General features: G+C 57.9%; 9 protein-coding genes. 6 read left to right on the top strand and 3 right to left on the bottom strand.

Annotated elements, in window-relative coordinates; all coding sequences use genetic code 11:
• Positions 1-439 precede the first annotated feature (439 nt).
• The 3 genes from JQ558_RS28190 to JQ558_RS28180 form a co-directional block, all read right to left on the bottom strand.
• On the bottom strand, positions 440-649 hold the full coding sequence (locus JQ558_RS28190; protein WP_212211099.1) for a hypothetical protein: 210 nt from the start codon (positions 647-649) through the stop codon (positions 440-442).
• A gap of 151 nt (positions 650-800) precedes the next feature.
• The gene (galE, locus tag JQ558_RS28185; RefSeq protein ID WP_212295822.1) at positions 801-1,880 is read right to left on the bottom strand and encodes a UDP-glucose 4-epimerase GalE; all 1,080 of its coding nucleotides are present in this window, start codon (positions 1,878-1,880) and stop codon (positions 801-803) included.
• Positions 1,881-2,047: 167 nt separating this feature from the next.
• Positions 2,048-3,415, bottom strand: a complete 1,368-nt coding sequence (locus JQ558_RS28180) for a polysaccharide biosynthesis/export family protein (protein ID WP_212295821.1) — start codon at positions 3,413-3,415, stop codon at positions 2,048-2,050.
• A gap of 337 nt (positions 3,416-3,752) precedes the next feature.
• Between JQ558_RS28180 and JQ558_RS28175 the strand changes: the two genes are divergently transcribed.
• The 6 genes from JQ558_RS28175 to JQ558_RS28150 all read left to right on the top strand — a co-directional run bounded on the left by JQ558_RS28175 (position 3,753) and on the right by JQ558_RS28150 (position 12,182).
• Complete coding sequence (locus JQ558_RS28175; RefSeq protein WP_249142674.1) at positions 3,753-5,267, top strand: undecaprenyl-phosphate glucose phosphotransferase; 1,515 nt, start codon at positions 3,753-3,755, stop codon at positions 5,265-5,267.
• A gap of 144 nt (positions 5,268-5,411) precedes the next feature.
• Positions 5,412-6,611 carry a Wzz/FepE/Etk N-terminal domain-containing protein gene (locus JQ558_RS28170; RefSeq protein ID WP_212295820.1) on the top strand — a complete coding sequence of 400 codons (1,200 nt, stop codon included), beginning with the start codon at positions 5,412-5,414 and terminating at the stop codon, positions 6,609-6,611.
• A gap of 382 nt (positions 6,612-6,993) precedes the next feature.
• On the top strand, positions 6,994-8,331 hold the full coding sequence (locus tag JQ558_RS28165) for a lipopolysaccharide biosynthesis protein (protein ID WP_212211198.1): 1,338 nt from the start codon (positions 6,994-6,996) through the stop codon (positions 8,329-8,331).
• 215 nt (positions 8,332-8,546) lie between these two features.
• Positions 8,547-9,695: a glycosyltransferase family 4 protein gene (locus JQ558_RS28160; RefSeq protein ID WP_212295819.1), complete on the top strand. Its 1,149-nt coding sequence runs from the start codon at positions 8,547-8,549 to the stop codon at positions 9,693-9,695.
• A 359-nt stretch (positions 9,696-10,054) separates the two neighbouring features.
• On the top strand, positions 10,055-11,041 hold the full coding sequence (locus tag JQ558_RS28155; protein ID WP_212295818.1) for a polysaccharide deacetylase family protein: 987 nt from the start codon (positions 10,055-10,057) through the stop codon (positions 11,039-11,041).
• Between the two features lie 169 nt (positions 11,042-11,210).
• Positions 11,211-12,182, top strand: coding sequence for a hypothetical protein (locus JQ558_RS28150; protein WP_212295817.1), 972 nt, complete (start codon positions 11,211-11,213; stop codon positions 12,180-12,182).
• Positions 12,183-12,316 lie beyond the last annotated feature (134 nt).

The raw sequence follows: 12,316 nt of genomic DNA, 5'->3' as shown, positions 1-12,316 counted from the left end.
GGCGGCGACGACAGTCGTATCCGTCGACGGTCGGGAATGCCGCTCGTTGCACGCCCTTGACCGGACCCACACGTCGCTGCGTTCAGACCGCGACGGCGCTCCCCGCCCCTTCTTGCGACGAAGCCTTCGAAGACGGGCTTGGCCGGCCCCGGGAAGCCTCGCGAGAAGCGGACGGCATCAAGACCGTACCGATGAACGCGGCGGGCCTGGCTGGGGCTCAGGGGCGCGCACACCGCTGACCGGGCACACCTGCTTCTCGATGATCTCGGCGGATGATCGGATCGTCGATGATGCGCTGGGATCATGCTGGCTGGAGCTGCGATCGCTCCATCAGACGATCCCTGAGGTTATCGTAACGACACAAACCGCATTGATGTGCGGCAGAGCGTCACGGTGCGTCCTGGTGTCAGGATGGCGGTGGCGCGCGCTTGCGCCGGTCCTAGTGCGCGAGGGCGCCTCGTCGCCGCTTGGATCGGTCCGGCGGGTTCTCGAATTTGAACTGCGCGACCTGTCGCCAAAGCTGCACCTCGTGGCCGTTCACCAACTGCTTGGCGCGCTCTTTCGCGGCATCGTCGTCAGCGCAGTCAAAGTTGACCACGGCCACCAACCGGCCGTGTTCGTCCGAAACGTAGACACGATAATGCGGCATCGTTTGTCCCTACCGTCACCGTTTTATCTGCAAGTTACGCTGCCAGGTATGGAGATTTCGGGTCTTAACGGGCTACCTCTGATGGGCGGCGTGCGCGCTGCCGCAACTCGTCCTCAAGCCCGCTCATGCGGTCGGACCATGCGGTGCTTGCTCACCCCCCCCTGGAGCGGACGCTCGGGCGGTGCCGGTCGGCATGCCTGGACCGCTCCTGGACGTTAAGCTCGATACCACGATAGCCGTTGGGGTTCTGCAATTGCCAACGCCAATGGTCCGCGCACATTTGCTCCAACGATCGCGCCGATTTCCAACCCAACTCCTCCTTCACAAACGTGGGGTCGGCGTAACAGATGGCGACATCCCCTGCCCGGCGCGCGCCGATTTCATACCGAATCGACCTGCCGCTCACCGCCTCAAATGTTCGAATGACTTCCAGAACGCTGCTGCCGCTGCCCGTTCCAAGGTTGACCGTGAGCACCCCTGACCGTTTCAGATGGCGCAAGACACTGAGGTGACCGGATGCAAGGTCGACGACATGGATGAAGTCGCGGATACCGGTGCCGTCCGGAGTGTCATAGTCGTTTCCCCAAACGAGCAGCTTTTCTCGCTTTCCAATCGCCACTTGCGCCACAAACGGCAACAGGTTGCTCGGAACGCCCAGCGGGTCTTCTCCGATGAGTCCGCTTTCGTGCGCGCCAACCGGATTGAAGTACCGCAGGATACCAATCCGCCACTCGTCGTCGGAGCTGTAAAGATCCCTCAGCATTTCCTCGATAAAGAACTTCGTGCGGCCGTACGGATTTGTCGGTCCGAGCGGGTGCTTCTCGTCGAGCGGCAGATAGCTGGGTATGCCGTAAACGGTTGCGGACGAACTGAAGACGAGCGACTTCACGTTTGCCCGTTTCATGGCCGACACGAGCCGCATCGTTCCCAAGACGTTGTTCTCGTAATACGTCATTGGCCGAACGTTGGAATCGCCCACGGCTTTCAGCCCCGCAAGATGAATGACCTCAGTCACCCCGCAGGAACGAAGGATTTCGTAGATGGCCTCTTCATTCCGGATGTCAGCGTGCCGGAAGACGAACGACCGCCCGCAGATGGATTGCACCCGTTGGAGAGAGGCCTCGTTGCTGTTGGAGAGATTGTCGACTGCGACGACGTCAAGCCCGGCCTCCATCAAGGCGATACAGACATGAGACCCTATGTAGCCAGCGCCGCCTGTCAGCAAGATCATTTCGGCCACTTTCCGTGTTCGTCCAACCGGCTTCCGTGCAATGCCTGCCTGGGCGCGCCGGCTGCGCTCTCCAGACCCGGACCGCAATAACTGTTTCTGCGAGAAAGCTTCGGCAGCCGCGCCAAGACGTGTCGTGGCGTAGACGAACGCCGTTGCCGCAACCCTCGTCACCTCCTCCCGACGCGCAGCGGGTCATTCCCGGTCGCGTCGACCCGGCCTATCGCTGACGGGATATTTGAACTGCTCAGGCTTCGGGGAGAAGCGTCAGGACGGTCATGATATCGCAAGGTGACCTCGACTGCGTCACCCGGCTGCAACTCGGTATCTTCGCTTGCGATAATCCGCTCCTGGCCCTTGTCGCCTTTTCTAATGATGGCAATCTCCGTTTGGTTACCGCTTCCGCGCGCGAGTTGTGATCGCACCATCGAAGTGTACTGAAGCTTCTCGCCGACGCTCTGCAACTTCTCGCGAATCTGGTTGAGCTTTACGCTGGTGTCTTGCAGCTCACGGAGCAGATCGAGCCTGCGCTGATCGTCAAGCTTTGCCAGCCTTCTGGTGAGCTCGTCCTGTTGCTTCTTGGCCTGCAGCAGTTGCGCAGAGGTCTGCAGCTTCCGGGTTGACGACAGCAAGACCGCGCGACGCGCGTCCGTAACGCGAGGGCTGGTCAAGGACCCCCTGCCATAAAGATCGGACGCCTTTTGCAATTCTTCGAGGTCTGTGTGAAGTCCCTCTTCCTCTTTCTTCTGCTGCTCCGAGAGCACGCGGATCTCGTCGTCTCCCCGTCGGACGCCGCCCTGAAGGAATGTCTTTTCCTGCTGAAAGTCACTCTGCTTCGTTTTCAAATATTCCGTTTCTGCATTGACTATTTCCGAGATCGCCGATCGAGCTATCGGCACGTCCGTCAGAATGCCTGGATTGAGCTGCGTCGCCTCTCCAAGCTCATTCTTGATGCGCCACATACGCGCCTGTTCTTTGGCGAGTTCAGTCCATAGCGATCCGTACTCGCTTCTCAGATCCGCCGACTCGAGATACGGATTGTTCATTCTAATTCGCATGATGTCGTAGCCGCCTGCCACAGCAACGAGTTGGCGCGCGGTGATGGACGGACGGTAAGGGTACTCGCCCGGCTTCGACACGTCCCCATTTACGTATATCGGTCTGTATTCCGCCACCATCGTTGTGACTTGATCTGCGTCTATCACGATGACGGCCTCGCGCTGTCGAAACACCTTGCTCGCCAGTGCGGCACCAATCTTGTCCCGGGCCTGCGGCAAGGGCAGGCCGGCCACTGGAAGCATTCCGACCAGTGGTAACGAAATATTCCCGTCCATTTGGACGGCAGCACGATGCCGCAGCTCCGGAACACCCGCCACCGAGACCTCCAGCACGTCTCCGATGCTTACCCGATATTCGGCCTTTGCTTGAGGAACGAAAATCGTGAGGCCAACGGCCACCAGGCCCCATTTGATGCTGCGGCCCAGGATGCTGCCGAAGACATCGATATGGAAATCATTGCGCAGTCCGGCATTCCGCATGGTAGCAATTCCCTGCTTGGACGTGGTCTATGGGTGAAGTTCTTCAAAGCTCCTGATGGAAGGCAGCGCGCCTGCATCGCTATCGTCCGAGCGACCGTCCAGATAAGCGATCCGCACGACTTGCCGTTCTTTTGCTCTCCACATTGGCGCTGTGCCGCTCAGTGTCTCCCTCGCCGTTCGATTGATCAGTGCTGAGCATTGCGAGCGGATTTCTTTCCGGCAATTTTAATCCCGCGTTGCCGCAGCTCAATCGACCATCGTGGTTACCCCTCCCTACCCATTTATTGCCAGTTCGAAGTGGCGACTCCGATGCTACTGATTTGGCCAGGGGGACGGAATGGCTGGGTGGCAGAGTGCGATGAGTTACGCCTCCTTTACCAATTTGCCGGCCTCTACACGTTCGGTCGGCGTCGGCAGGACACTCCCGGCACGCGTCGGCAAGAACCGATTAGCTGCCCTGTTGGCATTGGCAGCAAGTACCGAATTCCTGCTCATAACTGTAGCGGCCTATTTCGCCGCCATCCTTTATCATCGACTGATCCTGGGGCAGGTCCTGGTCTCGCCGGATCCCGCCAAGTACATTCAGGAATCCCTTCTGATTGCTACCTTGGAGCTGCTCGTTTCCATTGCGCTCGGCCAGTACTCCCGGATCCTGACGCAGCCCCGCCACATGTTCCTATGGAGTGGCGCAAGCAGCGTCTTCCTCGCATTCTCCTTCTTCCTCTCGACGATATTCGTTCTGAAAATCTCCGAAGAGTACTCACGCGCCACTGTCATCGCCCAGGCCGTGAGCGTCCTCCTCGCGGTACTTGGCACACGGGCAATATGGTTCTCACTACTGCAGCCGGCTATTGCAGCGGGACTGATCGACGCCAGGCGCATCGTTCTAATTGGAGACCAGGGTCACTGCCTGCAGTTCTCCGTTCGAGCGATGGGCACCGGAATTCGCACCATCCACTCGTTCGACTTTCCGACGGTTCGCACCGACGCCTCCGTACCGGCGCTTCCCGACGCGGCCCAAGCACTACTTGATGCGCGCCAGCTTGTCGCAAACTGCCGGCCCCTCCGAGCAGATGACATTGTGATTTTACCTTCGGAAGCGGACGTTCCGTCTGCTCTCGCGCTTGCCAGCGCCCTGTCAGACCTCCCGGTTGACGTTCACGTCCTTCCTGTTGGATCCATCGATCTCATGGCCGTGTCGCGGATCACTCAGTTCGGTGACATGGTGACGATGCGGATCTTCCAGTGTCCCCTCGATCCTTTCAACCGGGCAATAAAGCGAGCATTCGACGTCGCCGCTGCAATCGCCGGGCTGATTATGGTTAGCCCCCTCTTCGTCATCGTTGCGCTCGCAATCAAGCTCGATTCCCGTGGGCCGGTTTTCTTTCGCCAGACACGGCACGGCTACAACAACGAGCCGATTCGCGTGCTGAAATTCAGATCGATGACCGTGATGGAGGATGGCGACAATTTCAGCCCTGTCACCAGACACGATCCACGGGTGACTCGTCTGGGACGCCTCTTGCGCCAAACCAATGTCGACGAGCTTCCACAGTTGTTCAATGTCCTGGCCGGTGACATGTCGCTGGTCGGGCCTCGCCCACATGCGACCGCGCAAAACGAGGTGTTCGTTGAACTGATTTCGTCATTTTCCCGTCGCCACAACGTCAAGCCGGGCATTACCGGCTGGGCTCAAGTCAACGGATACCGTGGCGAGACTGATACCCTCGAGAAGATGCAGCGCCGTGTGGAGCACGATCTCTACTACATCGACAACTGGTCACTCCTTCTCGATCTCAAAATCATACTCATGACCTTCTTCTCCAGAAAGGTGTATTGGAACGCCTACTAAGCGACTCCGGCTGCCGCATCTTCCGCCAGCTGACTTTTTATTTGGTAGTTCGCACAGCGCAACAGGCTTGGGTATCCGCGGTATCCCATTTGCGCCCGCTGTGCAGAACCGCGGTAGTACAACTAGCAGGGCTGGGAAGTGAAAATGCTGCAGAATTTTAGAACTGATAGCTCCGCAACTCAGGACACTATGCTGCCTGAGTCTCGTTCACCTATCGAGCCCCTGCTGGAAGGGCTTTCCTTCATACGGCGGCACCTCGCGATCATGATCCTGGCGTGTCTTGCAACGGTTAGCGCGGCTCTACTCTACCTCGCTATTGCAGTGCCGACGTATACCGCCACCGCGAAACTCGTCGTGGATGCGAAAGCGACTCCAGGAGACACGGCATCCGCGTCAACGATGGTGGAGGGTCAGATCGCAGTCATAAAGTCTGAGGGTCTCGCTCGCACCGTGATACGGAAGCTCAGCTTAGCAGAGGATCCGGAATTTGCCAGGGGCGGCCTGCGCAGCACGATCAAGTCGACATTCCGGATGCTCGGCTTGAGTAAACCGGACACGGAATCCAGCGTGATGCGGCGCGCTCTCGAATCGTTCGATCGCAAGCTTTCGGCCAAGCGCGTCGGCACTACGTACATTGTCGAGATTGCCTTCGACTCCGTCGACCCTGAGCGCGCGGCCCAGATCCTGAACACCGTTGCGGAGATGCATATTGCGGCGCAAATGGACGCAAAGATCAAATCCTCTTTGCGAAGTGAGAAATGGGTCAGGGATCAGATAAAAGAATTAAGCAGCCAAGCGTCAGCCGCCCAAAACGCTCTGGCGAATTACCGTAAGAACAAGAGCAACAGCGCGGATCCTGCAGAGCCCGCCGATCCGGGAACACCCCCATCGCAATTGACGGCGAAAACGCAAGCTGACCTCTCCGAACTTGAAGCCACCGCGGAATCCACTGCAAAGGCTTATGATAATTTTCTTCGTGTGCTGCGTTACATGGAGGCGCAACAGCAATCCTCGCCGACGTTACAAGTGTATCTGCTGATCGAAGCGGCCCCTCCCATGGACGCCAGCTCGCCGAAAGCGGCAATCGTCCTTGGAATATCGATCGTGGGAGGCGTGCTCCTTGGTGTCGCTATCGGAATGCTGCGCGATCTGTCGGATCGAGGCTTCCTCCGCACCAGTGGGGACGGCACCGTTCCCGTGGTGGTCCTTCAGCAAGGTGAAGGGGCGCTGGCCAAACAGAACTATACACCCGCGGCCTTGTCGACGCTTCGACGCCAGAACCCGAGGGAGGAGCCCGGTGGGGTAGCGGAGCACGGCGGAATCAGGCGTGGCCTGGACGCGTGATCGAGTCCCGAGGATGACGACGTCACGGCCGGGCTCGGGCACAGCGGTGGTTCAAGGCGGCGATGCTTCAGCCGGCCTCCCTTCGGCACGAGCCGGAAGGGGTAGTCCAAAAGGGTCGCGGCTCGATGCGGCAGCACGAATATACTCGGTGGGACGTCCTCGATATAACAAACTCATTGTTGATTTTTTTTATCGTCGGCGCCAGCCGTAGATGTTCACAACGGCAAATCTCTTGGGCTCCTGCTCCTCATCATCGAGTGGAGTCGCCCAGGGATTGGCTTGGTAGAGCACGCCCTCGGCGCAGCACGAAGCGTATATAGCAAGAAGCGTACATGGCAATTTGCTTTGTGCAGTATTCAATGAAGTGAATCGAGGGCCTTGGATGCTTGGATCCCTCTTTGGGAAGTCTGTACTGGCCTTCGCTTATCGTTGCTCTGGCGCAGTGGTAACGTTCGCCTTTGGCGTCTGTTTTGCCAGGATGATGAGCATCGAGGAGTATGGCGCCCTCATGTCGCTGATGACGTTCGGGTTGATCGCCTCGACGATTGGCCTCGTCGGTCAGCAACTTCTTGTGGTACGGGAAATACCAGGTCTCGCGGCCCGGAACGACTATCCGGCGATCGGCTCGATCGTCTCAAGCCGGGTTCGTGTGACATGCGTCGGCAGTATTGCAGCGACCGTGATCGCGCTCCTGATATTCGTCGTCGCTCACGGCCGGGGAGGAATATTCGGACGCTGGGAGTATTCCGCGTGCTTGCTTCTGATACTGCCATTGGCATTGATCGAAATGCAGAGCTCAGTCGGTCGCGCGCTCGGCTCCGTCTACCTCGCACTTGTGCCGAAGGACGTGCTGTGGCGATTGCTCATCATACTGCTCGGCGGAGCTCTCTTCGCCACGTATGGCCATCCGCTGAAGGCGGCAGATGTTCTCGTGATCGCAACCGGCGTCCTGATCCTGCTGATCGCCATTCCGGAAGCTTACCTGCGACACCTCGCCGACGGCCATAATAGACTGTTCACCACGGCGGCGAGGCGATCGAAGGAGGGCATTGCCGACACCCTCTCCACTTCAGCACCGTTCTGGGTGACCAGCGTAGCCCTCGTCCTGTTCGTTGCAATCGACATCGTCATCGTCTCGGTTATGGTTGGCCCGGAATCCGCCGGATACTACTACGCCGCCAATCGAATCGCGCTCCTTCTCGATTTCTTCCTGGCGACCTTCTGCGTTCCCGCCGCACCTCTCATCGCGCGCCTGTTCGACGAGGGACGCCGCACCGAGATCACGCGTATCATGTCAGGTGCGACACTGGCTGCCTTTCTCGCAGTTCTTGTGTGCGTCGTGGCATTGGCGCTGGTCGGCGACATCGTGTTGATGGTGTTCGGAGAGAATTTCGTCCGCGCTCACGGCGTCCTGATGGTCCTGTCGGTCGGTATGCTGGCGTCAACATACTGCGGTGTCGGCAGTATCGCACTGAACATGACCGGGCATCAGCGGGCCGCGATGTACATCATGGTCGTCACTTCCGCATTGGGGATCGTGGCCATGATTGGCGCGACCTGGAAGTTCGGGATCTGGGGAACAGCGACGGTTGTCGCCATCGCATGGGTGGCGAACAGGGCATCGATGGCGGCCTACATCTATGCGATGGAAGGGATCGATCTCACCGCCACCACGGCGCTGCTCGCTGTCTTGAAACGCAAGAAACGGGTGCCCGCATGAAGGTGGACCGGGGCGCATTCGATCACGAAAGTTCAGGAAGCCGGCCTTCGATTGGGCCGGTGAGAGTTCTCACCGCCAGTACGCGGATTAGCGGGCTGGTGGTACCGTACCGTCCGGATATTGCGCGGCTTCGGGATGGTGCCCGGCGTGCGGGCCGCAATCGCGACGGACAAATGATGGATGAACGGTGGCTAACCACGGTCTTGTAGAGGCAGATGTTCAGCAAATTTCACAGGCAATCGGCGTCGCGGCTCAATGTCGTGGTGGTCACCCCCCTTGGCGAAGGTGGAAAAGGTGGAATCGATCGCATGATGGATTCCATCCGGTACGAATTTCGCGAGCACCCGCGTGCCAATGTTGATCTTCGGTTTGTGGCCAGCCGCGGAGCGAATATTTATCTGTCACCCGTCGTGTTAGCCTGGGCGCTTCTTAGAATAATCTACCTGCATGCGTTGCAGGGGATCGACGTCATTCACATCAACCTTTCTGCCAATGCAAGCGCATACCGGAAGTTTATCGTTGCGGCAGTCGCGTCGGCGTTGCGCATTCCCTACGTCGTCCATCTACATTCAGGCGAATTCGGTCACTTCTGGGACTCGTGCAATGGATTTGCACGCCGTCGGATAGAAACTCTGTTTTCCAACGCCAAATTCGTAATCGTTCTTGGTCGGGTATGGTCCGATTTGATAACTACGCATTTGCCGGAACTGGCAGACCGCATAATCATTATGCCCAATTCGACCAGGAAGCAGCGACACGATTCTCACGCCGATGGCCCGGTCAAAATCCTGTTTCTCGGCCGTCTTGGTCCGGCCAAGGGAATTGGGGAACTCCTCGATTCGTTCGAGATGATTCGGCATCGCAATGACTGGCAAGCAACACTTGCCGGTGATGGAGCCGTGACAGAGACCCGTATTTTGGTCGAGCGCCTTGGGCTTGCCGGACGCGTGAGCGTACCTGGATGGCTCGATGACGGCGGTGTAACGGCTGAACTACAGGTGGCTGATATTCTTGTCTTGCCGTCCTGGGTCGAGAACCTGCCAATGTGCGTGGTGGAAGCTTTCGCTCATGGACTAGCCGTTGTGTGCACTCCCGTCGGTGCCTTGCCAGAGATTGTGGAGCACGAAAGGACGGGTCTTTTGGTGCCTGTGAAGAACGCCCCGGCCCTCGCGCAGGCGTTGGAGCGGCTTCTAACTGATCCCGCGCTTCGTGCCCGGCTCGGGATTCAAGCGCGCGCCCAGCATGCCATCCAGTTTGAGATCGGCGCCTACGTCGATAAACTCGTAGGCGTGTGGCTGGGAGCTTCACGGGCGGAAAGGCGCCGGGCCGACCCTTCAAGCTCGATGACCGCCGGCGCCCGGTGATCGCCAGCGCGATTATTGGGGTTGACCCACATGCGCCCGAGCGCGGGTTCCGATTGATGAGATCGCATCGGGGCAGATCATGCCGAACAGACACGCGTTTCTCATAGCGTTAACCGGCGAGTTGACGCGGCACCGTTGTATCCGGATCCCGACCACCTTCAGGAGTACCCACAATTGGTAGCTACTCAGCTACCGGTAAACCGGTCGATGTGTTTTTATTCTCAACGCTATTGCCTACACTTGCTCAATGAGGTCGGCACCTCCAGGACGACCGTAACAGGAGGCGAGGTAACGGGTGGATTCGATCCCGCGTAGCTGTCATCGGCACGGGGCATCACGCACCCGCTGAGTGGGTCCTAATGAACCAGATTTTGAAAAACTGTCTGTACTACGGCGCCAGTCGAGTTGGAGAACTGCCTTTCTTACGCGCACGCTTCGCGGCCAGAGCCGCTATCATTCTATTTCATGAGATACAGCGCGATTGCCAGTCGGAGTTGATGACCGGAACATCAGCTTCGCTCTTCGAGTATTCACTCAATTGGCTGCAGCGAGAGGGATGGTCAATCGTCGGCCTGGATGAGTGTCTTGAGCAACTGGCAAGGAACGATCAATCGCGCCGTTATGCTGTTCTGACTTTCGACGACGGCTATCGCGATAATGTCTCGGTGGCGCTTCCGATCCTCGAGCGGCATAACGCGCCGTTCATGATGTACGTGCCCACTGGCGCCCCAACGCGAACCATGAATTCGTGGTGGCTCGGTTTGCGAAAACTGTTTCTCGCGAACGACACGGTTACGATCGACGCATTGGGCCGGCATTTCCATTGTTCTGATATTCGAAGCAAGACATCCGCATTGACCGAGGTGAGCCAATGGGTTCACCAGGATTACCGGCGCAGCGCAATGCTCGCGCCGACGTTTATGGAGAATGGAATTTCGCTAGCCGCATTGAATGACGAATATTTCCTTGACGAACGCGAGCTTGGCCTGCTTGCGCGTCATCCGCTCGCGTCAATCGGCGGCCATACGACCTCACATGCAGCGCTTGCGACCCTGGACGAACCTTCAGCGCGGGCCGAACTGGCCGATAACCGTGGCTATCTCGAAAATTTGCTTCAATTGCCGATTCGGCACCTTGCATATCCGTATGGCGGTCCCACAGCGTGCGGTCCTCGTGAAGAAGATCTGGCGAAGGAGGTCGGCTTTCAAACTGCCGTAACAACACGACAAGGGCGGCTGTACGAGCACAAGCTGAATGAGTTTGCACTTCCCAGAATTGGATTCAACAGTCGTTCAGGCTTCTCGGCTCGAATGAGCGGCATCATCGAAGCGGTGCAGGCGCCATGACCCTGCCCTCAAGGTCTTCATCCAGTTTGACGTTTGATCTGGCCCACCACAACTATGAAGCGCGGCCGCTTTTCGGACGAGCAGATCATCGGGATTGGTTATCGACGTTTTCGGATTCGCAGAGGCGTGCGCTAGCAGGTTCAGGATGCCCGAGGAAATTGCTCTCAGCATGAACACATTTGATTGGTCAGGATTACTCTCACGGACGGTCAGTCCCCTAAAACTAGGCTTGATCGCCCGAATCTGTTTGGGCTTGAGTCCTCTTTTTCTTGTCCTTGGACCGGCGTCACCCACCGACGCTCCCCGGCTTCTTTTCAAGTCGGGCTTCGAGGGAAGCCTGCAGTTGGGTGAACCTTATGATTGTGAAACATCATGCTGGCAGGACATCAAGGGTTCAGATTCAGCGACCGGCTATAGCTGGCCACCTGAAATTTGGCAGGGCGGCGCAAAGCTTCAACTTCTCGCCGACACGCCAGTCACGCCAGACGCGGTCAGCACGTATGTCTTTAATGATCTCCAAAGAGTCATGGGGCCTCACGGTCGGCCATCCTCGGTTCTGTATAGTGAGATACGGAAGCACGGCGGCAGTTCAACACAAACGCCGTATCTTCTCACGCCCTCCACCACCGCCTTGCAAGGCGACCTTTACGTCAGCCAATGGATCAAACTTCAGCCTGACCTTCTGGAACGGCTTGGGCCAAACAGCTGGTGGGTGCTCTTCGAATGGAAGACCAACGCACAGCAGAGGCTGATTACTTATATCTGCACCGACGGTATGAATAAGCCTTACTGGTATATGAAAACGGACGATCTTTCGGGTGGCACGACCAAGGATTTCTGGAAAATTGCGAACCGCACCGCCTTGGTGCCGATCGGAGAATGGTTCAAGTTCGAATTTTTTTGGCACCGGAGTTCTCAACGCGACGGTCGCGCATGGCAGGCCATCAATGGACAGGTAGTGTTCGATCGCTTTGGGCCATTGCTTGGCGGAAACGATCCCATAAACCGGATTATGCTAACGCAAGTCTATGCTGGTGGAACTCTGCCATTGTATCAGTGGGTCGACGACATCGAAATATGGGATGGATTTCCCTGCGGAGACGGCGCGCCCTGTGGGACCAAGGTGGCTGTCCCCCAATGACGGATGAATGTGAAATGTGGCTGCGGACCAAGGGCGCGTCGTCGCAGCCGCAAGGCCGACGGGGTTCAAGCTGGTGATCGCCGCATCAAAACTTCACGGTGGCTCAGGGCACAAATCCATTGCCGGAGTTCATC

The sequence above is a fragment of the Bradyrhizobium sp. AUGA SZCCT0160 genome (assembly GCF_018130105.1).
Classification (GTDB): Bacteria; Pseudomonadota; Alphaproteobacteria; order Rhizobiales; family Xanthobacteraceae; genus Bradyrhizobium.
Note: the sequence above shows the minus strand (reverse complement) of the source record. Positions and strands in the feature narration are given on the sequence as shown.